The sequence below is a fragment of the Streptococcus ferus DSM 20646 genome, from assembly GCF_000372425.1.
GTDB classification, from domain to species: Bacteria; Bacillota; Bacilli; order Lactobacillales; family Streptococcaceae; genus Streptococcus; species Streptococcus ferus.
Genome location: NZ_AQVD01000002.1, coordinates 74,541 through 98,749, shown reverse-complemented (window position 1 = coordinate 98,749; position 24,209 = coordinate 74,541). Strand labels below are relative to the sequence as shown.

21 protein-coding genes and 1 other annotated feature are annotated in these 24,209 nt (G+C 41.0%); of the genes, 20 read left to right on the top strand and 1 reads right to left on the bottom strand.

Translation table 11 applies throughout. The features are described from left to right. Window positions 1-20 precede the first annotated feature (20 nt). The 8 genes from A3GY_RS0103410 (at window position 21) to gorA (ending at window position 12,051) form a co-directional block, all read left to right on the top strand. On the top strand, window positions 21-1,442 hold the full coding sequence (locus A3GY_RS0103410) for a glycosyltransferase family 2 protein (protein ID WP_018030007.1): 1,422 nt from the start codon (window positions 21-23) through the stop codon (window positions 1,440-1,442). Next, window positions 1,439-3,190: a rhamnan synthesis F family protein gene (locus tag A3GY_RS0103405; protein WP_018030006.1), complete on the top strand. Its 1,752-nt coding sequence runs from the start codon at window positions 1,439-1,441 to the stop codon at window positions 3,188-3,190. Before A3GY_RS0103410 ends, A3GY_RS0103405 begins: the two co-directional genes overlap by 4 nt. Window positions 3,191-3,423: 233 nt before the next feature. Then, on the top strand, window positions 3,424-5,649 hold the full coding sequence (locus A3GY_RS09650) for a sulfatase-like hydrolase/transferase (protein WP_162137982.1): 2,226 nt from the start codon (window positions 3,424-3,426) through the stop codon (window positions 5,647-5,649). Between the two features lie 9 nt (window positions 5,650-5,658). Beyond that, entirely contained in the window at window positions 5,659-6,921 is a 1,263-nt protein-coding gene (locus tag A3GY_RS0103395) for a hypothetical protein (RefSeq protein WP_018030004.1), read from the top strand. Window positions 6,922-6,996: 75 nt separating this feature from the next. Next, window positions 6,997-7,923 (top strand): glycosyltransferase family 2 protein, encoded by a 927-nt coding sequence (locus A3GY_RS0103390; RefSeq protein WP_026161908.1) that lies wholly within the window; start codon window positions 6,997-6,999, stop codon window positions 7,921-7,923. Between the two features lie 89 nt (window positions 7,924-8,012). Beyond that, window positions 8,013-9,644 carry a GBS Bsp-like repeat-containing protein gene (locus tag A3GY_RS0103385; protein ID WP_018030002.1) on the top strand — a complete coding sequence of 544 codons (1,632 nt, stop codon included), beginning with the start codon at window positions 8,013-8,015 and terminating at the stop codon, window positions 9,642-9,644. 91 nt (window positions 9,645-9,735) lie between these two features. Beyond that, window positions 9,736-10,578 (top strand): aldo/keto reductase, encoded by an 843-nt coding sequence (locus A3GY_RS0103380; RefSeq protein ID WP_018030001.1) that lies wholly within the window; start codon window positions 9,736-9,738, stop codon window positions 10,576-10,578. A 120-nt stretch (window positions 10,579-10,698) separates the two neighbouring features. Next, window positions 10,699-12,051 carry a glutathione-disulfide reductase gene (gorA, locus tag A3GY_RS0103375; RefSeq protein ID WP_018030000.1) on the top strand — a complete coding sequence of 451 codons (1,353 nt, stop codon included), beginning with the start codon at window positions 10,699-10,701 and terminating at the stop codon, window positions 12,049-12,051. A 74-nt stretch (window positions 12,052-12,125) separates the two neighbouring features. Here the strand turns inward: gorA and A3GY_RS0103370 are convergent, their stop codons facing one another. Next, complete coding sequence (locus tag A3GY_RS0103370; RefSeq protein ID WP_018029999.1) at window positions 12,126-12,542, bottom strand: DUF6556 family protein; 417 nt, start codon at window positions 12,540-12,542, stop codon at window positions 12,126-12,128. A 129-nt stretch (window positions 12,543-12,671) separates the two neighbouring features. On the opposite strand from A3GY_RS0103370, the gene A3GY_RS0103365 reads away from it, so the two are divergent. The 12 genes from A3GY_RS0103365 (at window position 12,672) to esaA (ending at window position 24,186) form a co-directional block, all read left to right on the top strand. Continuing rightward, window positions 12,672-13,814 carry a cysteine desulfurase family protein gene (locus A3GY_RS0103365; RefSeq protein WP_018029998.1) on the top strand — a complete coding sequence of 381 codons (1,143 nt, stop codon included), beginning with the start codon at window positions 12,672-12,674 and terminating at the stop codon, window positions 13,812-13,814. Between the two features lie 3 nt (window positions 13,815-13,817). After that, window positions 13,818-15,032 carry a tRNA uracil 4-sulfurtransferase ThiI gene (gene thiI, locus A3GY_RS0103360; RefSeq protein WP_018029997.1) on the top strand — a complete coding sequence of 405 codons (1,215 nt, stop codon included), beginning with the start codon at window positions 13,818-13,820 and terminating at the stop codon, window positions 15,030-15,032. A 77-nt stretch (window positions 15,033-15,109) separates the two neighbouring features. Next, a complete protein-coding gene (locus A3GY_RS0103355) occupies window positions 15,110-16,291 on the top strand; it encodes a CapA family protein (protein ID WP_018029996.1) in 1,182 nt (393 codons plus the stop codon). Between the two features lie 149 nt (window positions 16,292-16,440). Further along, window positions 16,441-16,513: a sequence feature (ribosomal protein L21 leader region), on the top strand. 37 nt (window positions 16,514-16,550) lie between these two features. Next, a complete protein-coding gene (gene rplU, locus A3GY_RS0103350; RefSeq protein ID WP_018029995.1) occupies window positions 16,551-16,865 on the top strand; it encodes a 50S ribosomal protein L21 in 315 nt (104 codons plus the stop codon). An 8-nt stretch (window positions 16,866-16,873) separates the two neighbouring features. Continuing rightward, complete coding sequence (locus A3GY_RS0103345; RefSeq protein WP_018029994.1) at window positions 16,874-17,215, top strand: ribosomal-processing cysteine protease Prp; 342 nt, start codon at window positions 16,874-16,876, stop codon at window positions 17,213-17,215. Window positions 17,216-17,231: 16 nt separating this feature from the next. Then, a complete protein-coding gene (gene rpmA / locus A3GY_RS0103340) occupies window positions 17,232-17,525 on the top strand; it encodes a 50S ribosomal protein L27 (protein ID WP_018029993.1) in 294 nt (97 codons plus the stop codon). Between the two features lie 89 nt (window positions 17,526-17,614). After that, complete coding sequence (locus tag A3GY_RS0103335) at window positions 17,615-18,124, top strand: NAD(+) diphosphatase (RefSeq protein WP_018029992.1); 510 nt, start codon at window positions 17,615-17,617, stop codon at window positions 18,122-18,124. Window positions 18,125-18,217: 93 nt separating this feature from the next. After that, the gene (locus tag A3GY_RS0103330) at window positions 18,218-19,123 is read left to right on the top strand and encodes a LysR family transcriptional regulator (RefSeq protein ID WP_018029991.1); all 906 of its coding nucleotides are present in this window, start codon (window positions 18,218-18,220) and stop codon (window positions 19,121-19,123) included. 9 nt (window positions 19,124-19,132) lie between these two features. After that, window positions 19,133-19,600 (top strand): signal peptidase II, encoded by a 468-nt coding sequence (gene lspA, locus A3GY_RS0103325; RefSeq protein WP_018029990.1) that lies wholly within the window; start codon window positions 19,133-19,135, stop codon window positions 19,598-19,600. Then, on the top strand, window positions 19,584-20,495 hold the full coding sequence (locus A3GY_RS0103320) for an RluA family pseudouridine synthase (RefSeq protein WP_018029989.1): 912 nt from the start codon (window positions 19,584-19,586) through the stop codon (window positions 20,493-20,495). The genes lspA and A3GY_RS0103320 overlap by 17 nt, the downstream gene beginning before the upstream one ends. 112 nt (window positions 20,496-20,607) lie before the next feature. Further along, on the top strand, window positions 20,608-20,904 hold the full coding sequence (locus A3GY_RS0103315; RefSeq protein ID WP_018029988.1) for a WXG100 family type VII secretion target: 297 nt from the start codon (window positions 20,608-20,610) through the stop codon (window positions 20,902-20,904). Window positions 20,905-21,120: 216 nt separating this feature from the next. After that, window positions 21,121-24,186 (top strand): type VII secretion protein EsaA, encoded by a 3,066-nt coding sequence (gene esaA / locus A3GY_RS0103310; protein WP_018029987.1) that lies wholly within the window; start codon window positions 21,121-21,123, stop codon window positions 24,184-24,186. Window positions 24,187-24,209: the final 23 nt, after the last annotated feature.

Here is a 24,209-nt window from a genome sequence, read left to right as displayed (position 1 = left end):
TTTTAAGAAAGGAGCAGGGGATGCCTCTAACACAATCTTCTGTGACAGTCTCTATTATTTGTACTGTCTATAATAAAGGGAAATGGCTTACTCAAACGATTAACAGTCTCCTTGCTCAAAAAGATATTGCCTTTGAAGTAATCGTTATTGATGATGCTTCGACAGACAATTCTAGAGAAATCATCCAAGGGTTTGCGGAAAAACATAGCGATCAAATGGTTCTTCTCTATAATGAGGAAAATTTAGGAATTGCTGAAACTTGGAAAAAAGCATGTCTGGCTGCGAGAGGCCACTACATTGCTCGTTGTGACGGTGATGATTACTGGATTGATGATCATAAGCTAGCCAAACAAGTCCATCTGTTAGAACAAGATCCGGCATCAAAATGGTGCGGAACAGATATCAATTTTGTAGACAGCGATGGAACCATAACAGCAAGGAATGTTTTTGCGAATCATGTCGTTGAATTGGCTGATTCCTATGCTAAAATGCTTGCTACACGTGGTTTTACAGCACCATCCACCTGGCTTGTTGACCGTGAGCTTATGCTGACAGTCAATAGGATGTTGGATGAGGATATTCACACAGCTGATGACACCTTTAATCTCCAGTTAGATTTATTCAAACAGACGCATTTCGCTTTCCTGCCGGAAGCAACGGTAGCTTATCGCGTCAATGAAGGATCGGACTCACGTCCGCAACGTTTTGAGGGCTTGCAGGATCGTTTTGACCGCCTTTTAAAGACGCAACTCTACTATTTGGATAAGTATCCCGATACAGATGACAAGGACATTTTACGTCTCTTACTGGAACGTGTTAATGATTTTGAAAAGAATTTATCTCAACAAGACGTTATTCACTCACAACTCAATTCACAGCAGGTAACGGTTTATTTTGCGAATGAGGGACAAAGCTTTTCGCAGGAAAATGCACTTGTATTTCCTCTACGCTATCATGATAATATCTCATTTGAAGTTCCGGAGGATACGGTTACTTTACGAATTGACTTGTCAGAGCTGCCCAGTTTCTATCGCAGAGTCGCCTTAACGGATAGCGACTTTGGAACGGAAATTTTGCCAAATTCCTCAAATGGGGAGTTAATTGGCAATTATGTCATGTTCAAAGAAAATGACCCACAGCTTATCTATGATATTAGGGCTGTGACAAAGAAATCGTTTTGTTTAGCTTATACCATGTTTAATGTGGACGATATTAGGTCAGAAGACTATATTGCCAATATTTTATCACAGGACATTGTCAATTATAGAAAAGAATTATATGCTTTAAAGCCTTACAAGGCTGACTACCAACAAGCCTTGCAGGAGCGTGACCGCTATAAGGCTGAATTGGAAGAGATGGTTGTCCGATACAACTCTGTCACCCACTCTCGCCGTTGGACAATTCCGACAAAATTGATCAATCTATTCAGGAGAAGAAAATGAAAAGACTGCTGTTGTATGTGCATTTTAATAAATATAATCGTGTGAGTTCTCATGTTTACTACCAACTGACACAAATGCGCCCCTTATTTTCAAGAGTAGTGTTTATTACGAATAGCCATCTGTCTCAGGAAGATCAAGAAAAGCTGCAGGAACAGCACTTGATGGATGATTTTATACAGAGAGAAAATATCGGATTTGATTTTGCGGCTTGGCGTGATGGAATGAATCATATTGGCTTTGATAATCTGGATACCTATGATGTGATTACCGTTATGAATGACACCTGCTTTGGACCGTTGTGGGACATCAAAGATTATTACCTATCTTATGAGAAGCGCGATGCGGTTGATTTTTGGGGACTGACCAACAACCGTGCCACCAAGCAATTTAAGGAACATATCCAAAGCTACTTCATCACCTTTAAACAGGCGGTTATTCGGTCAGAGGTTTTTCACGATTTTTGGGAAAACATCCAAAACCATACCGATGTTCAGCGTGTGATTGATGATTATGAAACCCAGGTCACAACCACTCTCTTAGATGCTGGTTTTAAGTACGATGCAGTATTTGATACTACTCAAGAAGATGCGTCGCATATGCTTCATGCAGACTTTTCCTACTATAATCCAACAGCCATTTTGAATCATCGGGTCCCTTTTATCAAGGTCAAGGCCATTGACAACAATCAGCATATTACCCCCTATTTGTTGAATGACATTCAGCGTATCTCAGATTATCCGATTGATCTAATTGTTTCGCATATGTCAGAAATTAACTACCCTGATTTCCGCTATTTGCTGGGACATAAATACATTAAGGAAGGAGAAGCAGTCGATTTAACCAATCAAAAGATTGCCGTTCACCTTCATGTTTTCTATGTGGATCTGCTCGAAGAGTTCTTAACAGCCTTCAAACAATTTCATTTTTCTTATGATCTATTTATAACGACAGATAGTGATGATAAGAAAGCTGAAATCGAAAAGATTCTGGCAGCAGAGGCACAAGAAGCTCAAGTTTTTGTCACGGGAAATATCGGACGTGATGTGCTTCCGATGCTGAAATTAAAGGAATATTTGTCTGCCTATGATTTTGTTGGACATTTTCACACCAAAAAATCGAAGGAAGCTGATTTTTGGGCAGGTCAATCATGGCGAGAAGAATTAATTGACATGCTGATTAAACCGGCGGATCATATTTTGGCGGAATTACAGCGTAATCCCAAGATTGGCTTGGTGATTGCGGATATGCCGACTTTCTTTCGTTACAACAAAATTGTGGATGCCTGGAACGAACACCTGATTGCACCAGAGATGAATAAGTTGTGGCATGAGATGGGACTAGCCAAAACGATTGATTTCAATGCTTTTCACACTTTTGTCATGAGCTACGGCACTTATGTTTGGTTTAAGTACGATGCTCTAAAACCTTTGTTTGACTTGGATTTGACAGATCAGGACGTTCCTGAAGAACCGCTGCCGCAAAACTCCATTTTACACGCGATTGAACGCCTGCTGATTTATATTGCTTGGGCAGAACACTATGACTTTAGAATTTCGAAAAATCCAGTTGACTTAACCCCTTTTATTGACAATAAGCTGTTGAATGAAAGAGGTAGTTCTGCTCCGAATACTTATGTCGACTTTAATCATATGGGAGGAATTAAGGGAGCTTTTAAATATATCTTTATTGGTCCGGCCAGGGCTGTGAAATATATTATCAAGCGTTCCCTTCAAAAAATGAAATCATGAACAGTGAAAGTTGGAAAACAAATATAAGCAAACTGAAAGATTTTTTTACCAGTGAAGCAGCTATTATCAGTTTGGTAACTGCTGGTCTATTCTTCTCGTCAAGCGTCAATTTATTGTATTCGGATAGATTAGGAATAGATCCTATTCTGGTTGCTCTTTTTAATATTCTCTTTATAATATGTGAGTCTTATCTCCTATATACTATAAGAGCAACCTTTAATTTTTGGCTTTACGTGAAAATTGGCGCGTCCTATCTGATCTATTTGTTGCTAAGTTATTTTCTTTATGCCACCCAAAATATTAATAACGTGGCCTTTGATTACTTAGACATCTCTAAGGTTTTTAGAGAAAATGGCTATACCTTTAACTTATTCCTGATTCTGGGACTGACCTTAGTCTTCTTTTTCTTCGATAAGTATCTTAAGAAAAGCGCCTTCTTTCTAAAAAGTCAGGTATCAACAAGAGAAAATTTCTTTATTTCTCAAATTATGGTATCTCTGTTTGTAACAGATACAAAGTTTAAATCATTGCTTAATACCAGTAGCTTTTTAAAAGTAGAGCAAGAGAATCTGGTTCATTCCCTCTTCAGTTTTGCCTTTCTCTTTATTCTGTTTTCTTTTCTGTCCTATCTCTTTGTAAAGGGAATTAGTGATCTCTTTAGATACAGGGCAAGTCTGAGTTCAGCATTCACGATCAGCCTCTTGATGGCTATTATCTTTAACTATACCATTCAATTGGGAATCCTTTTGAAAGGTGCTTTGCTCAACCGCTATATTTTTCCTGGAGCAACGGCTTTTCAGATTCTGATACTGACTTTGCTGTTTTTCACCATTTATCTCCTCATCAATAAGTTTTTGATTTCCACCTATTTGTCACTGATTATTGGGACGATTTTATCCATTGTTAATTATGTGAAGTTTACCATGCGGGGAGAGCCGCTCTTATTGAGTGATTTTAAGTGGCTGAAGCAGTTTGACTTAGTGCTCAGTTTCGTTAGTATGACCTATATTTTCTATGCTTTCTTATTCCTATGCTTTTTGGTTATTACTTATATCTATTTAAGGAAGAAGGTTTTCTATCAGCCAATAACAGACAGCTGGAAACGGAGATTGACAGGGATTGTTGCTGTTTTTGCTACCTTATTGATCATCACGGGTGCATTACAGACTGGTAAAAATAAAAAAATTATGGACGGCGTACCGGTTTTATCCACCCTGAATAATTTTAATGATGTGAGCTGGATGGGCCATGCCACTAATGCCAGAATGAAATCTTTGGTTTATGTTTGGTTTAAACAGGCTACGACACCTATTATGGAAAAACCGAGCAATTACAGCAAGGAAAATATTGAAAAAGTCTATCAGAAATATACTAAGTTAGCAGCTGAGATAAATAAATCCCGTGAACAAAATATCGAAGATCAGACAGTCATTTATGTATTGAGTGAAAGTTTGGCAAATCCGGACAGGATTGATGGCGTCACCTTATCGAAAGATGTGATGTCCAATATTACTCGGGTACAGGAAAAAACCACGAGTGGTTTGATGAAATCAGATGGCTATGGTGGTGGAACTGGAAATATGGAATTTCAGTCCTTAACAGGCCTTCCTATGTACAATATGTCTACAGGGGTAGCGACGCTATACACAGAAGTTGTTCCTCAAATGAAAGTGATTCCTTCTATCAGTGATCAATTTGCGAGTGCTGACCGCTATGCCGTTCATTTGGGAGACGCCAAAACTTACTCAAGAGCTGATGTTTATAAGAAGTTAGGCTTTGATCATTTTATTGCGGCAGCGGGTACGGATGAAAAAGCAAGTAATATTAAAAAGGTTGGTTTATTCCCGAGTGATGCCTCAACCTATGAGAACGTGTTAGCTAAGATTAATGACAAGAAGAGTCAATTTTTCTCAGTTATCACCTATCAAAATCATGTACCTTGGTTATATGGTAAGCCAGAGACAGTGTCTGGTACGGGTGATCAGTTTTCAGATGCGGAAAATTCTCAACTTTCTAATTATGCTCGATTGCTTTACCAGACAGATATTGAAACCAAAGATTTTCTTGATAAACTCAGTCGAATAAATAAAAATATTACGGTTGTTTTCTACGGGGACCACCTACCTGGATTTTACCCTAGCTCCGCTTTCCAGAACAATCCTGAGAGTCAATATCAGACGGATTATTTTATCTGGAATAATAAGAAAAATACAAAATTAAATTATCCTTATGTCAATTCTAGTGATTTTACAGCAGTACTTCTAGCAGCGACGGATTCCAAAGTCACGCCTTATCAGGCTCTTCTTACCCAGGTTCTGAATTACGCGAGTGTTGATAAAAAAGAGTTAACGGCTAAGCAAAAAGAAATTGCTGATGACTTAAAACTGATTGAATATGACATCATTTCAGGTCGAAATTATATCAGCACAACCAAGCACTTTTTTAACAAGGATAATTGAGGAGAGAAGATGAAAAATTTAAAGTTTTACCTTTACTATTTTGCGATCAGTTTGATTTTTACAATCCAGTCTGTGGTTTATATTAATGACCCTGGAGATCAGACGAGATTTGCGGCTACTGCTCGGGAAATTGGTTATGATTATCTAGGTTATGCTGTAACAAGGTATTATACTTGGAGCAGCCGCTTGTTGATTGAATCTGCAACAATGTTTTTTTCCGTCCATCACAGAATATTTACTTGTGTTTTATTCCTTTCAACATTCTTATTATTCTACGGACTTGATAAAATTTTGTTTGCTAAGGGGCAATACCCTCTTTTAAGGTACGGATCACCTCTTTTATTCCTCTTATTGTTTCCAAGTAGTTTTTATACAGGTGCGGGCCTTATCGCAACGGTTACCAACTATTATTTTCCTTTAATAACGCTGGTATTAGCTTATTTATTGGTACAATCGCATAAGAAATCACTTTTAGTGCTGGCAATCTTCCTTCAAATCTTTTCTGTTATGCAGGAGCAATTGGCAGTTGTGGCATTCCTCTTTTACCTCTTTTTAGTAATCAAGGATTATCTAAACCATTCCTCTATTGATTACAAGAAGATTGGCTTTGCACTCATTTCTTTGGCTGGTATTATCTCTGTCAAACTGTCACCGGGAAATGCTATCAGAACCGTTAAGGAAACGGCAACATGGTACCCAGAATTTAAGAATATGGGAATTGTTGAAAAGATTTATAAAGGTTTCATGAATACCAATAATATTCTCTTTTCAGGACCTAATCTGTTGTATGTGATGTTCTTATTGGTGCTCGTGTTGCTGATTGTGGCTGCCCTCAAGAGACACCTGGCTTCTCTGGTCATAGCAAGCGGTCTGTTCTTGTTACTGATTTTAAATTATTTGAACTTCCCAACACTTTTGTCAACTATTCAGAAAATCAATCCGGAGTTTTCAAAATTTTCGGAGCTCTTAGGAAATAAGTACGCTTTTATATATCCTGTTTTAATCTATACAAGCTTGCTCTTTCTATTAGCCTATCTGGTTTTAGATTTATTAGATTACAGTCAAATAGGAATGACAGCCAGCTTCTTATTGGTAGCAGCTTATATTGGGCGTATGTTAGTTTCTTTATCGCCAACAATCCACGCTTCTGGTGTCCGTACCTTCCAACCGGTTGTGTTTGCTGTATTCCTTGTTATTATCATCCTTTTAAAGGAAGTCTACAGAGTTCTGAGCCCTAGAGATGCTGCTGTAAATGAAGCAGAGCATGTTTAGTTTCTATTCTGAGAGAGGCTCAGTTGCCGACACAGTCATTATTATTTACCGCTAATGAAAGATGATACTGCTATTATGAAAAAATTATCAATCGTCGTTCCTTGTTATAATGAGGAAAAAACAATACGCCCGTTTTTGGAAGCCTGTCAAAGGGTTGAACACCAGATGGCTCCTGATGTCTTATTTGATTATCTTTTTGTCAATGACGGGTCAAAAGATGAGACACTGGATACCTTGAGAGAAGTTGCGAGACTTTACGATAATGTTCACTATTTCTCATTCTCAAGAAATTTTGGGAAAGAAGCAGCCCTACTAGCAGGTTTAGAGGCAGCAGATGGTGACTTTGTGACCGTAATGGACGCTGATCTTCAGGATCCTCCTGAGTTGCTTGTAGACATGTATCAAAAGATTCAAGAGGGATATGATGTTGTGGGTACCAGAAGATCTGACCGAACTGGCGAACCCGCTATCCGATCATTTTTTGCCAAGACCTTTTATTGGCTAATCAATAAAATTTCAAGTACAGAGATGGTTGACGGTGCCCGTGATTTTCGTTTGATGACACGCCAAGTTGTTGACAGTATCTTGGAATTGAATGAGGTGAATCGCTTTTCAAAAGGGATTTTTGCCTGGGTCGGCTACAATGTCTATTACATCTCCTATGAAAATCGTGATCGGATTGCTGGGGAGACCTCATGGAGTTTTTGGAGTCTGCTGCGCTATTCCATGGATGGTTTTATTAACTTTTCTGAAGCCCCTTTGAATATAGCGACATGGACCGGATCTATTTCCTTCATTGTGTCTATTTTCGGGATTTTATTTATCGTGTTCAGAAAACTTTTGTTTGGTGATGCGGTGACAGGATGGGCCAGTCTCGTTTCGATTATTCTCTTTATTGGAGGATTGCAATTGCTGGCTTTAGGTATCATTGGAAAATATATTGCCAAAATTTTCCTAGAAACCAAAAAAAGACCTGTTTATATTATTAAAGAAAAGGGTTGATTAGGATAAGAGCTGAGGAAACTTGGCTCTTTTTTTCTTTTTTGTCGAATAAGAAAAATGTGACACAAAAAAGAAAAAGGAGATTTTTATTGAAGAAAGTCAAATCAATGCTTTTTGCCACTTGTCTTTTAGGTGCTTTAGCCTGTTCACAGCATGCTCAGGCAGATTCAGGTGGTGCCAGTCTTTCCATCAGTAATTACAATGAATTTGCAGGTGTTTTTGATGTTAATGCCTTGGCTCAAGAAGGCGGAAAAAGCATCAAAGAGATGAGAGTAGCCGTTTGGTCTGAAGAAAACGGTCAAGATGATTTGAGATGGTATTCACCAGCGGTTTATGGCAATCAGGCTAATCTTCATGTTGACGTCAGCAATCATGGGAATAGAGCCGGTTCTTATATCACGCATGCTTATGTCACCTATACAGACGGCAGCAGCGAAGGAAAGGACTTGGGCAAGCAAAAGATGTCACTCTCAAATCCAACCGTCAATGTAACTGAAAAAACAATCCAACTTAGCTCCAAGATAAAACCTGCGGGGAATGGTCAGCTGGCTGTGGCTATCTGGTCAGAAGTAGGCGGTCAGGACGATTTGAAATGGTATTCCTTGGATGCCAATGGTAATCTCACAGTGCCTATCACCAATCACAAGGGGGATGGCAATTACCATATCCACACCTACCTCAATCAGGATAATCAATCAATAGGAGTAGGAGGTCAGGTTGTTCAGGTGACGCAGCCGAAATTAGGCAGTCAGATTGCCAAACTCTCTGATACGAGTTATGAACTGACTGTCACCAATGTTCCCGGTCACATCTCTTCTGTTACGATTCCGGTTTGGTCTGATAGTAATGGTCAGGATGATATCGTGTGGTATCAGACCGAAAAAGTGGATGTTTCTACCTACAAGGTCAGGGTTCCTTTAAAGAAACACGGTTTTGCACTAGGACGCTATCAGGCACATATTTACGGGAATAACCAAGCCACTGGCAAGCTAGAAGGTTTGTCGACGACAGGCTTTGATGTGACTCAGATTGTCAATTATGAAAATCCTGTCGGAACCATTTCAAATGTTAATGCTGCAAAGGGAACGTTTGATGTTGTCATTTCTGAAACAGACCATTCAAAACGGATCAAATCAGTTGATGTGGCCATCTGGTCTGAAGCTAACCAAGCCAATATGGTTTGGTATAGCTCCAACAAAGTAAGCAACGGTAAAGTGAGTATCACAGCCGATATTCAAAAACATGGCAATAAATCAGGCAGCTATAACAGTCATGCCTATGTGACTTTTATGGATGGCAGTCGGGCAGGTTATATCTTGCCCACTCAACAGATGACTCAGCTTAACCTTAATCAGGCACCAGCTCCTAAAATCACGGCCTATATCAACGAAGCTAATACCTATCCTGTCGGTCAGTGTACTTGGGGAGTTAAACAACTGGCCCCTTGGATCCCCAACTGGCTAGGGAATGGCGGTCAGTGGACTGCTAATGCGCGTGCAAAAGGTTTTCGGACAGGCAGTACGCCCAAAGTCGGTGCGGTTGTATCTTGGGATGATGGCGGTTATGGTCATGTCGCCTATGTTACGCATGTTGAAAGCAATAATCGTATTCAAGTGAAGGAGGCCAATTATAAAAACCAGCAATACATTGCAAATTTCCGAGGCTGGTTTGACCCAACGGCGCCTTATTTGGGACGTGTCAGCTATATTTATCCTGATTAAGTCAAGCAACAGAGCCTAGGCTCTGTTTTTTGTTTGAAAAGCAGGGGAAATTCTCCTATAATGAAGTCAGCAAGACTAAAGGAGGAGAACAATGGAAGCCTATACATTAATTAATGGTGTTACGATTCCCAAAATTGGATTTGGGACTTGGCAAATTCCCGAAGGTTCAGAAGCCTATCAAAGCGTTTCCTATGCCTTAGAAGTTGGCTATACGCATATTGATACAGCCCAAATTTACGGCAATGAGGTCAGTGTTGGTAAAGCGATTGCTGACAGCAACTTAAAGCGTCAGGATATTTTTTTAACAACGAAAATTTGGAATGATAAGCATTCTTACGAGTTGGCCAAGGCCTCTATGGATGAATCGCTGAAAAAATTAGGGGTTGACTATTTGGACTTGGTCTTAATCCACTGGCCCAATCCTAAGCCTCTTCGTGCCAATGAGGCCTGGAAAAAAGCCAATGCAGAAACCTGGCGGGCCATGGAAGAGTACTATGAAGCCGGAAAAATCAGAGCGATTGGGGTTTCTAACTTCATGCAGCATCACCTAGAAGCTTTATTCGAGACAGCTCGGATTAAGCCCATGGTGAATCAGATTCTTTTAGCGCCTGGCTGTCCTCAGGACGATTTGGTTTCTTTCTGCAGACAGCATGATATTCTGCCGGAAGCCTACAGCCCTCTGGGAACAGGCAGTATTTTCTCCAATGAAACGGCTAAAGAAATAGCAGCCAACTATGGCAAGTCGGTTGCCCAGATTGCTCTGAGGTGGTCGCTGCAGAAGGGCTTTTTGCCGTTGCCAAAATCCGTCACTCCGAAAAACATCCTCTCTAACTTAGCTATTTTTGACTTTGATTTGACAGATGAGGATATGGCAAGATTGGACCGTATCACAGGAGGTAAGGTTCAGTCTAATCCAGATGAACGAGACTTCTAAAGTAAAAAGAAAGGCTCCCCTTTCTTTTTTTGATCCCCTTAATGAAAGGCCGGTAGTGAAAAATTGTTTGACAGGGTCTTTTGTGATAAAGTGAAGTCATGAGAAAAAAAGGAGACAGATATGGTTAAAGAATATGATTATATTGTTATCGGTGGTGGCAGTGGCGGGATTGCCTCTGCTAATCGGGCGGCCATTTATGGGGCAAAGGTGCTATTGGTTGAGGCTAATGACATTGGTGGCACCTGTGTTAACCGTGGCTGCGTCCCCAAAAAGGTCATGTGGTACGGGGCACAAGTTGCTGAAGCCATCCATCGATATGCTCCAAGTTATGGTTTTGATGTGACGGTTGACCGATTTGATTTTAAGGCGTTAAAAGCCAATCGTGAGGCCTACATCGACCGTATTCATGCTTCTTATCAAAAAGGATTTGAGAAGACTGGAGTAGAGTACCTAAAGGCTTATGCTCGGTTTGTTGATGCCCATACCATTGAAGCTGGGGGAGAACTTTATAGAGCACCTCATATTTTGATTGCAACAGGCGGTCATGCTCTCTATCCAGATATTCCTGGCAGCCAGTATGGCATGACCTCAGATGGCTTTTTTGAATTGGACGAGCTGCCGAAACGGGTAGCAGTTGTGGGAGCAGGTTATATCGCGGTGGAATTGTCAGGAGTGCTGAATGCTCTGGGAAGCAAAACCCATCTTTTTGTTCGCAAAGACAGGCCCCTGCGGCAGTTTGATCGGGACATAGTAGCTAGTTTGCTGGACAGTATGGAAGAAGACGGTCCTAGCTTCCATCCTTTTTCAATCCCCAAAGAATTGGTGCAAAATGAAGACGGCAGTCTGACTTTATTTTTGGAAAATGGTGAGTCTTATGAGTTTGACGCAGTCATTTGGGCTATTGGCCGCAAACCCAATGTTGCTGGCTTTAACCTTGAAAAGACAGGCGTGGCACTTAACGAAAAAGGTTTTATCAAAACAGATGCCTATGAAAACACAACGATTGAGGGCCTTTATGCCTTAGGCGATGTGAACGGCAAGAAGGAACTAACTCCTGTAGCTGTTGCCGCTGGCCGTCGTCTGTCAGAGCGTCTTTTCAATCATAAACCGGATGAAAAGCTGGACTACACAGACATTGCTACTGTTATTTTCAGTCATCCGGCTATAGGGACGATTGGCCTGACAGAAGAAGAGGCTCTTGCAAGATATGGTCGGGAATCAATCAAGGTTTACCAATCTAGTTTCACCTCCATGTACACTGCGGTGACGGATCACAGACAGATTTGTAAGATGAAACTGGTTGTTCAGGTAGAAGAGGAAAGAATTATTGGCTTGCATGGTATTGGATACGGCGTTGATGAGATGATCCAAGGCTTCGCGGTTGCTATTAAGATGGGGGCGACAAAAGCTGATTTTGATCGCACCGTAGCAATTCATCCAACCGGTGCAGAGGAGTTTGTCACCATGCGTTAAAACCTCCTCGGACAGATAACTAAAAACCTTGTTTCTATTATAGAAATAAGGTTTTGGTTTCACCTCTCTCGAAACTAATTGGCAGCCTGAGTGGTAGCTTCTGCAGCCTGCGTCACGGCATCGCTTTGACCGGTATTGCTATCTGACGCAGAGGAATCATCAGAGGCGATCGTCGTAGCTGCTTGATTATTACTGTTATTGCTGGCGTTTTGGTCTTGGTTGGCAGCCGCATCAGTGCTGGCAGAATTGTTGCTGTCGACTTCCTTGATAATGGTTGTCTTTGTGGAAGTACCGCTATCCTTGGATTTGCTGTTGCTGTTAAAGTTATAAATAGTGATTAGGGCTGTGATAATCCCCAAGGTACTGGCCGTAATAGCAATCGTCTTTTGGAGGGCTGTCAAACCCGTTTTGATATGTTCTTTAGGATTTTTACCTGTTTTCTTGGCAGATTTAGTCGTGGTTTTTTGACGTCGAGAATATTGATTAGCCATAATGCCTCCTTTTTTGAATGATATTATACCCCTTTTCACTTAAAATGTCATAAAAAAATCGTTAGCTATATTTTAGAAGTCCTTTAAAATGTGATATAATGGGTTCCGATTGAAGAAAAAGGTAAGGCAATGATATATTTTGATAATTCGGCCACAACCATCCCCTATCCGGAAGTTCTAAGAACCTATCAGGAAGTGGCGTCAAAAATTTGGGGGAACCCTTCCAGCCTGCACCGCTTGGGAAGTCAGGCCGGTCAATTATTAGAGGCTTCTCGTCAGCAAATCGCAGCTTTGCTGGCTAAGCAACCGAATGAAATCTTTTTTACATCAGGAGGAACCGAAGGGGATAACTGGGTTCTTAAAGGCGTTGCCTTTGAGAAGCAAGCCTATGGCAATCACGTGATTGTCTCAGACATCGAGCATCCAGCCGTGAAAGAATCAGCAAAATGGCTGGTCAGTCAGGGGTTTGAAATAGACTATGCGCCTGTCAATAAAGCAGGCTTTGTGGATCTAAAGGCCTTAGAGCAGCTGATCCGGCCAGAAACCATCCTTGTTTCTATTATGGCAGTCAACAATGAGATAGGGGCTATCCAGCCCATCAAGGCTATCTCGGATCTTTTGGCTGATAGACCAACCATTTCATTTCATGTGGACGCTGTACAGGCTATTGGAAAAATCCCGCTGGAAGACTATCTGACAGACCGTGTTGATTTTGCGACCTTTTCAGGGCATAAATTCCATGCACCGAGAGGTGTTGGTTTTATCTATAAAAAAGCAGGTAAAAGAATCACGCCCCTTTTAACAGGAGGAGGACAGGAAAGCGATCTGCGTTCAACGACTGAAAATCTAGCTGCTATCGCAGCCATGGCAAAGGCACTGCGTCTTGTATTTGATAAAGACGCAGCAAACCTGAGTAAAATCGCTGCCATGAAAGAGCGCCTCTTTAATGAGCTCAGTCGATATGAGGATGTCATTCTATTTTCGGCCAATCAAGATTTTGTGCCTAATATTGTGACTTTTGGTGTCAAAGGAGTCAGAGGAGAGGTCTTGGTTCATGCCTTTGAAGAGCATGATATCTATATTTCCACAACGAGTGCCTGTTCTTCCAAGGCTGGTAAGCCGGCAGGGACACTGATCTCTATGGGAATCCCCAAGTCTCTGGCGGAAACAGCTGTCCGAATCAGTCTAGATGACGATAATGACATGGAGCAGGTTCAGCAGTTTCTAACCATTTTTAAAGAGATTTATCACAAAACAAGTAAAGTAAGGTAAACGATGCAGTATTCTGAAATTATGGTGCGGTACGGTGAGCTGTCAACAAAAGGCAAAAACCGGATGCGCTTTATCAATCAATTAAGACGTAATATCCAGTCTGTTTTATCAATCTACCCCCAAGTGACGGTAACCGCAGACCGTGATCGGGCCCATGTCTATCTGAACGGGACAGATTATGTTCCTGTTGCAGAGTCACTCAAGCAAATCTTTGGCATTCAAGCCTTTTCTCCCTCCTATAAGGTTGAAAAGGAGATGAGTCTGCTGAAAAAAGCAGTTCAGGAGATTATGCTGGGCCTCTATCAGGAAGGCATGACTTTTAAAATTTCAAGTAAGCGAAGCGACCACTCGTTTGAATTAGATAGCCGAGACCTCAATCAGGTATTGGGGGCAGCTGTTTTTGAAGTTTTGCCGACCATTCAAGCCCAGATGAAGCAGCCAGACATTACCCTGAAAGTTGAAATCAGAGATGAAGCGGCCTATCTTTCTTATGAGAATATTAAGGGAGCTGGTGGCCTTCCCGTGGGAACATCCGGTAAGGGAATGCTCATGCTGTCTGGAGGCATCGATTCACCAGTAGCAGGCTATCTGGCACTGAAACGAGGGGTGGCCATTGAGGCTGTTCATTTTGCCAGCCCGCCTTACACTAGCCCGGGAGCCCTGAAGAAAGCTCAGGATTTGACCCGAAAATTAACCAAGTTTGGCGGTCAGATAAGCTTTATTGAAGTACCTTTTACTGAAATTCAGGAGGAAATCAAGGCAAAAACGCCTGAATCTTATCTGATGACCTTAACTCGCCGCTTTATGATGCGGATTACAGATGCGATTCGCCAGCAAAGACATGGCTTGGTCATTATCAATGGTGAAAGTCTTGGTCAGGTAGCCAGTCAAACGCTGGAGTCTATGCAGGCCATTAATGCCGTTACCAAGACACCTGTCATTCGGCCAGTTGTGACCATGGATAAGCTGGAAATTATTGAGCTTGCCCAGACCATCGACACCTTCGAGATTTCCATTCAGCCCTTCGAAGATTGCTGTACGATTTTTGCTCCTGACCGTCCTAAGACCAATCCCAAGTTAAAGAATGTGGAGCAATATGAGGAGCGCCTTGATGTTGATGGCTTGGTGGCGCGTGCTGTTGCTGGCATCACCGTAAGTGACATCGGTCCAGAGCTGGCATCGGATCCAGTAGACGACTTAATTGCAGATCTCTTATAAAAACTTGATTTTTAATCAGGTTTTTTCCTATTTTAGCTGTATTTTAGTGCTATAATGGGGTCATGGAGGTTGGAGAGATGTTAAAGAAAAGTAGTTTTGAAAATCTTGTGCTATTTTGCATAGCCCTTATCGTGCTGTGCCTGCTAGCTGCTGGTATTTTTGATGTTTTCACTAGCAGAAAACAGTCAGGTGCCTCATCAAATCAGACACATACTGCGCGAGTCATGGCTAATGGAGATATCCTTTATCATGATATTCTCTACACTAGTGCACGCCAAGAGGATGGGTCTTATGATTTCAATCCCTATTTTGAGTATGCCAAAGATTGGATTTCAAAGGCAGACTTGGCGATCGGTGACTTTGAAGGGACGATTAGTCCAGACTTCCCTTTGGCGGGCTATCCACTTTTCAATGCTCCAGCAGAAGCTGCTCAGAGCATGAAAGATACGGGTTATGATGTGGTTGATTTAGCGCACAATCATATTTTGGATTCTCAGTTGTCTGGTGCCTTAAACACAGCTAAGACCTTTAACGATTTAGGCCTTGATACGATTGGGGTCTATCGCAAGGATCGTGCCAAGGAAGGTATTCTGATTAAGAAGGTCAATGGGATTAAGATTGCGATACTCGGCTATGCTTACGCCTATAATGGTATGGAGTCCAACCTGACGACAGAGGAGTATGAAGCCCATCTGTCTGACCTTGATGAGAAGAAAATTAAGGCAGACCTTAAGAAGGCTGAACAAGAGGCTGACATCACCATTGTTATGCCGCAAATGGGGGTCGAATATCAGCTGGAACCAACAGCGGAACAAGTTAAACTCTATCACAAGATGGTCAACTGGGGAGCTGATGTCATTTTCGGCGGTCATCCCCATGTTGTTGAGCCATCGGAAACGCTGAAAAAAGATGGGCAAAAGAAATTTATTATCTACTCCATGGGTAATTTTCTCTCCAACCAAACCTACGAACGCATGGACAACAAATGGACAGAACGCGGGCTTCTGATGGATCTTACTTTTGAGAAAAAGGCTGGTCAAACCACCATCAAAACTGTCAAGGCCCACCCAACTCTGGTATGGTCCTGGGGAAAAGGACAAGTAGGCGCTGAAGGCTATGAATATATGAATTATCGAACCTTAATACTGGAAGATTTCATTGAAGGCGGGAAGTATCGAGATAAATTGGACGATACCATGAAAGCAAAAGCGGATGCGGCTTATCAAGAGATGACTGAACTGGTAAACCTCAAGTGGTAATATAGGAGGGCAGGAAGATCTTGTCAAAAAATGGTAAGGTTATTTGAGGTGAAGGGATGCGGTTCAAAGAGGAAAAAAGGAATTATTTCCTGCAAAAGTCTTGTGTTAAGAGAATATTCGTGTTACAATGTAAAAGTTGACTATATGCACATCCTGTGCAACCGCACGAACACCGTTTAAGCAGTTTTAAACTCACGGTGCAAGGCGAGTCTTCACAAAAGAGGGAGATCCCTCAAACAAAATTTATAGGAGGTGCATCATGAGCACATACGCAATCATCAAAACTGGTGGTAAGCAAGTAAAAGTTGAAGTTGATCAAGCGATTTACGTTGAGAAACTTGATGTCGAAGCAGGAGCAGAAGTCACTTTTGACCAAGTTGTTCTTGTCGGTGGTGAAAAGACAGTTGTTGGAACACCTTTGGTTTCCGGTGCGACTGTTGTCGGAACGGTTGAAAAACAAGGTAAGCAAAAAAAGGTTGTTACTTACAAGTACAAACCTAAAAAAGGCAGCCACAGAAAACAAGGTCACCGTCAGCCTTATACCAAAGTTGTAATCAAAGCGATTAACGCCTAATCAATCCAATGATTAAAGCAATTTTTACACGGCGGCAATCAGGTCAGCTTGAAGGAGTTGTTCTTTCAGGTCATGCTGGCAGCGGTGAATTTGGCTTTGATGTTGTGTGTGCAGCTGTTTCGACACTTGCGATTAATTTGGTTAATGCGTTAGAAGTGCTGACAGACTGCCAGGCAGATATAGATATGGATGACTTGGACGGCGGTTATATGAACCTTGATATCTCATCAGATCCTTATCAGTCTGATGAAAAAGTCCAGCTGTTGTTTGAGGCTTTCTTTTTGGGAATATCAAACTTAGCTGACAATCAATCAAGATTTGTAGACGTCCAAATCCAAATGACTAATTAAGAGAGGAAACCACATTATGTTAAAAATGAATCTTGCTAACTTGCAAATGTTCGCCCACAAAAAAGGTGGCGGTTCAACATCTAACGGACGTGACTCACAAGCAAAACGTCTTGGAGCGAAAGCGGCTGACGGCCAAACTGTAACAGGAGGCTCAATCCTTTACCGTCAACGCGGAACTCATATTTATCCAGGAGCTAATGTTGGCCGTGGCGGTGACGATACCCTTTTTGCTAAGGTAGAAGGTGTTGTCCGTTTTGAACGCAAAGGTCGCGATAAAAAACAAGTTTCTGTATACCCAATTGCGAAATAGAAACCAAGAACATAAAAAGCTCTCCAGATAGTAAGGGGAGCTTTTTAGCTTATCCAAGAAGATAGGAAAACTGAAAAGGGAAATCAAAAATGTATTATTGTGCTGAATGCGGAACAGAACTCATCGAGAAAGAGTTGGAAAACGAGGGATATGTCCCTTTTTGTCAATATTGTCAGAAGTATCGTTTTCCACAATATAATGTCGCGATGTCGGCCATTGTCTATGATGAATTGGAAGAAAAAATCCTCCTTATTCAGCAGTATGGCAATCCCAATCATATTTTGGTGGCTGGTTATGTCGGTCGGGGTGAAACGGTAGAGGCTGCTGTTGTTCGGGAAGTCAAAGAAGAAACGAATCTCGATGTGGCCTCTATTCAATTCAATGCCAGTCAATTTTATGAGAAGAATAACGTCCTTATGCTTAATTTTGCCTGCCGTGTTAAGGAGGCAGCCGCTTTAAACTGCAATCATGAAATTGACCAAGCGGCTTGGTTTTCGCCAGCCTTAGCTAGAGATATCATCTATCCAGACAGTTTGGCTCAGCGCTTTCTAGAGACTTGGTTGGATAAGCAGGGCTTGGTTGATAAGGCAGAAGACTGAGCTATCTTTGAAAAGGGAGGGCAGGCTTGGAGGAGCCTGCTCCTTTCCTGTTTTCTTTTGTGTTATAATGAAAAGAGCGAAAGAAGGAAGAGTATGAACATTCAACAATTACGATATGTGGTGGCTATCGCCAACAGCGGGACTTTTCGAGAAGCGGCAGCGAAACTATTTGTCAGTCAGCCCAGCCTATCAGTGGCTGTCAAAGATTTAGAAGAAGAATTGGGTTTCCAAATTTTTACGCGGACAACGACAGGGGCTGTTTTGACCAGTCAGGGAATGGTCTTTTATGAGAAGTCTCTGGAGGTGGTCAAGAGTTTTGATTCTTTTGAAAAGCAATATACGAAACCAGATGCGGCTAACAGTCAGTTTTCCGTAGCCAGTCAGCATTATGATTTTTTGCCCCCATTGATGACAACGTTCTCAGAGCAATATCCTGAATACAAGGATTTAAGGATTTTTGAATCCACCACTGCTCAAATTTTAGATGAAGTCGCTCAGGGACATTCTGAAATTGGCATTATCTATCTAAATAATCAAAACCGCAAAGGGATTCAGCAGAGGATGGACAAGCTTGGCCTAGAGTCTGTCGAATTGATTTCATTTCAGACACACATCTATCTGCGACAGGATCATCCCTTGGCCAAAAAAGAAAGTCTGACCATGGAGGATTTGGCTGGCCTAGAGACCGTACGGTTTACCCAAGAAAAAGACGAGTACCTCTATTATTCTGAAAATTTAGTGGATACCAGTGAGTCTTCCTTGCTTTACAATGTAACGGACCGGGCGACCTTAAATGGTATTTTGGAGCGAACAGATGCCTATGCTACAGGGTCTGGCTTTTTAGACAGCAGAAGTGTGAATGGTATCACCGTTATTCCCTTAGAAGATAATTTAGACAATCACATGGTTTATGTCAGACGCAATTCCAGCAACTTGTCTGCCTGCGCCCTTAAATTCATCAATGTGATGTTCAATTATTTTGAGACTTACAAACCCTGAGGAGGAAAGATGAAAAAATTAGGTTTGGTTTTCTTTGTCTGCCTCTTGGTGGGTCTTGATCAGCTTAGTAAGTGGTGGGTTGTTTCCAATATTAAGCTGGGAGAGATTAGGTCTTTTATCCCTCATGTATTCAGCCTCACCTATCTGCAGAATCGGGGCGCAGCTTTTTCAATCTTGCAAAATCAGCAATGGTTTTTTGCGCTAATGACTTTGCTGGTCTTAGGGGGAGCTGTTTATTACTTGCTTGGTCATCTCAACGGCAGTGTCTGGCTTTTATCTGGTTTGGTTTTGATCATTGCAGGTGGTTTGGGAAACTTTATCGATCGAGTTCGTTTGGGCTATGTTGTCGATATGGTGCATTTGGATTTTGTTAATTTCGCGATTTTTAATGTGGCGGATGCCTGCCTGTCGGTTGGTGTTTTGCTGCTGGTGATAGCGTTATGGAAAGAAGAGGCTAAGAATGAAAATCATCATTAAAGAAGCTGGTGCAAGGCTTGACAAGGCTTTGGCAGATTTGACCAGCCTCTCACGCTCCTTGGCCAATGAGCAAATCAAGACGGGAAAGGTCCTCGTTAATGGACAGACTCAAAAAGCTAGATATGCCGTTAAAGAAGGAGATGTTATCTCTTACGAGCTTCCTCCTGAAGAAGTTCTTGACTATGCAGCAGAGGACCTCCCCTTAGAGATTATCTACCAGGACGAAGATCTTGCGGTTATCAATAAGGCGCAAGGCATGGTGGTTCACCCTTCGGCGGGGCATACATCGGGTCCCTTGGTTAATGCGCTGCTGTTTCATATCCCCAATTTATCGTCTATCAATGGTGTTGTCAGACCGGGAATTGTCCATCGGATTGATAAGGATACGTCTGGTCTCCTGATGATTGCGAAAAATGATCAAGCCCATCAGGCCTTGGCCGCTGAACTGAAAGCTCAAAAGTCGCTGCGCCAGTATGTAGCCATTGTTCATGGCAATCTGCCAAATGACAGAGGTCTGATTGAAGCCCCCATCGGTCGCAGCGATAAGGATCGTAAAAAACAGGCGGTTACGGCAAAAGGCAAGGAAGCGGTCACGCGCTTTCAGGTCCTGGAGCGCTTTGGCGATTATAGCTTTGTTGAGTTAACCCTAGAGACCGGTCGGACACATCAGATTAGGGTCCATATGGCTTATATCGGTCATCCGGTAGCAGGAGATCCTCTATATGCCCCTCGAAAAACCCTTAACGGTCAGGGGCAGTTTCTTCATGCCCAAACCTTGGGATTTACACATCCTAGAACAGGAGAGCTTTTGACCTTCACTGCTCCGCCGCCGGCTATTTTTCAAGAGACCTTGGAAAAATTACGGAAAAGAGAGTTATCATGTTCAAATCCTTAAAAACTGCCTAATGATGGAATATTGTAAAATTAAAAAAGAGTTGGAAAGCCATTGCAAATAAAGGTTTTTCGTGATATTATGGTAGTATCTTAAAGGAAAGGAAGGGGATCCTATGGCAGGTCAAATTAAACTGACTCCAGATGAGCTACGTACATCTGCAACAAAATATACTGCAGGAGCTCAAAGTGTTAATGATGTATTGACATCTCTTACGAATGAACAGGCTATTATTTCTGAAAATTGGGATGGTAGTGCCTTTGACGCTTTTGAACAACAATTTAATGAATTGTCACCAAAAGTAAGCCAATTCGCTGAGTTGCTTGAAGCGATTAACCAACAGCTTAACTCAGTTGCTGGCAATCTTGAAGATGTTGACACATCAATGGCTTCTCAGATTGCAGGGTCATAATCCATGTTGCTAAAAGGGGTGGGTAGGGAAGTTCCCTCCCGCTCTTATTTATTGTATTTGTAATGTGAGTTAATGGTATTGAGCTATCAATGCCATTACCCCACGTCATAAATGTATACTTCTGGGTATTAATTTGTTAGGTAGAAGTGAATTGATTTGCTTTCGTGGAAATATCAAAGATTAAAAGGATTGTTTTAGGATAAAGGAATAGAAGTAATGGTTTTTTTAAAGAAAAAGTTGCCTAGAAGTGTCAAGGTGATTGTCAATATTGTTTTTGTTTTGGTTTTATTAACAACTATTATTGGTTTGAATATTTTAGTTCAGAAATCTAGTAATAATAAAAATGAAACAAGTAATCAAAGTGATCGTTTAAATGTGACCGTTGTTAATGAAGATAAGACAGTGGTGGATAAAAATACAAGCTACAATTTAGGTGCTGATTATGTCAAAACGATTGAGAGAGATGAAAGTCAAAATTGGACGATTGCCAGTCGTTCAACGGCAGAAGCGGGACTTAAGCGTGGAGACTATCAATTAGTTGTATATATCCCTAGCAATTTCTCCTCTAAAATTCTAGATATCAATAGTGTTGTGGTTGATAAAGTAACTGTTACCTATAAGGTTAATGCTAAGGGAAATGCACGTGTTGAGTCTGCGGCTAATAAAGTTGGGAATGATATTGTGTCAAATCTTAACAGCCAACTGATTAATATGTACCTTGCGTCTATTTTAGGTAATCTTTATACAGCTCAGCAAAATGCTCAACTTGTTTCTGATATACAAAATGATAATATAGGGAGCTATCAGGGCAATCTTTACAAATCTTCTTTGAGTTTTCCAACTGTTTTTCCAAGTTTGGTATCATTAGCCAATAGTAGCTTATCGGCTAATGATAGTTTAGCTAAATTATTGAACACTTCAGCAGATAATGCAAATTCTGATGGAAGTGACACTTCCATCATTTTGACGGATCTACAAAGTTTATTATCAGAATACAGCCAAGGAACAATTAGTGGAAAACAATTTACTGAAGGAGTATTTCAGCAAAATCCAAATGAGCTATCTAGTCAAATAGATCTAATTATTGCTAATTTAGAGGCAGATAAAGGTTCGATAGCTCAACTTTTAGAGTCCGATAGTGGAGAAGGTGGCTCTTCTGAACCAGAGAACACTCCTAATCAAGACAAAGCTTACAAAGAACTCACTAATACTCTTAATACGCAGCTTGATGAACTAGAAAAACAACTGCAAACCGTAGCAGAAAAAGATAAAGATAATCCAGCTGTTAAAGATGTCGAAACCATTGTTGAGGAAGAGTTGTCAAGTTACTATGGTAAGGATATTGAGAGACTTAATGAAATCACTTTAGCTGATATCCTTGAACAGGGAAATGTTGGGTTAACGACCAGTCTTAAAGATTATAAAGCTTCTATTAATACTATGGTAAGTAATGCTGCTAGTACCTTACCATCTGATAAAGCTGCGGATATAGCAGGGGATCTTAAAGGCGTAACAGATACTGATTATAGCCTAAAAATCACACAGTATTCTGATGCGACACCTGTTTCAAATTATGGCTACTCAGCGGCTAATAATAATTTGAAGGCTAGTTTAGGTAATGCGGCAGCAGCTGTTAGGGGCTATAATACGGATAATCTTAATGCAACAACAACTGTTAGCACAAAAGTACAGGCTAGTTTAGCAGCAACTGGGGTGGACGTTGAATCTTGGTATCTTGTTGAAGATGGACAAGTTCAGGCTCCGGTTGCTCCTTCAAGTGAAATTACTGTAGACTTGAGTAAGAATAACGAGTTCCATTATAATATTAAACAGGCGACAGCTGCTGAAGGGGAGCAGGGAGGTAATACTGAAACGGGTACAGCCTCCATCAAGGTATCTGTAGGTGGTGTTCAGATTACTGAAGGACAACGTTTTAATCTTACGGATTATAGAGCGACAGTTGAACAATACACTACGACGGCGCAGATGGTTGTGGATGCTTACAATAATGCAGGAAGTCTTTTGACCACCTACTATCCGAATGGCTCTCAGACCAATTTGACTGATTCTTTCTTTAATCAGAGTGCCAAGACGCTTTTAGTTAATCTTTTGACCCAGGCTGTTGAAAACTCTTTGGATACTTATTCAGCAAATCGTGATGTAAAGGATGTTTTGGAAACATTAAGAACAACTCGTGAAAATCTTGTTGAAAATATGGAAAAAATCCAAAAACAAAATGATAATGTTGAATCCGATATCAATGATAGTATTACATTACTTAAAAGTATAAAAGCTGCACAGACTGCAGGAAATGAAAGCGAACAGGCTGACAATGAGAGGACCAGAAAATCATCGGATCTTTCAGGAAGAATCTCTAAATTGGTTACACAGTCAGAAAGCTTGAAAACATCAGCTGCATCTAATGCAAAAGCTGCTTCATCAGTTTCATCCTCATTTGAATCCTTTAACAAGGCTGTTGAGACCGCACAGACTGATGGTCAAACATTATCAGAAGAAGCTCAAAAACTGATGAACAAATTCAATGCCGAATTGACTGAAAGCAATGATTTTGTCAAATCATTTATTACTGTTTTAGATAATGCCTATAATAATGGTGTTCCTAATGAAGCGTTGCTGGAATTCTTATCAAGTCCAGTAGCTACTCGGACCACATCTTATAAGTCGCAAGTTAACACATACCGGCCATTCACATGGGTCCTTCTTCTGGGTGTGATTACATTGTTCACAGCTTATCTCTTTGCCACTCAAGACTTGATTCGGCGTGTCAAAAACAAATTTACAAAGGGACTTTTTGCAGATACAGACATTTTTAATGTGTTACTGTTATCAGCATTGGCTTTAGTTGAAGGTATTGTATTAGGAGCTGTTTCAAGTCGGATTATGGTCCTAGATAGAGACTTAATACCATCTTGGATTTTAATCTTTGTTCTCTTTAGCTTCTTATTGCTTCACGGTCAGTATTTCCTTTTGAAACACATGAAAGCTTTAGGGATGGGGTTGAGTCTCTATACTCTTGTTACTTTTGTTTACTTTTCGAATGCTACAGGGATGGCTGTTGCAACAACAGATTTTGCTCAAAAACTTAAAATGTGGAACATTTTATCTTTGATGGAAGAGAAATTATCGCTTTATTTTGATCATATTACGGTTGGTGCAGGAGTGGTTTCAGCTCTATTTATCAGTATAATTATTATCATTATTTTAAACATAGTCGTACGTTTCCCATGGGAGAACCATTCTTATAAAGTATCGGAAAGTTGATGAATAAACCAAAAGATTGGAAA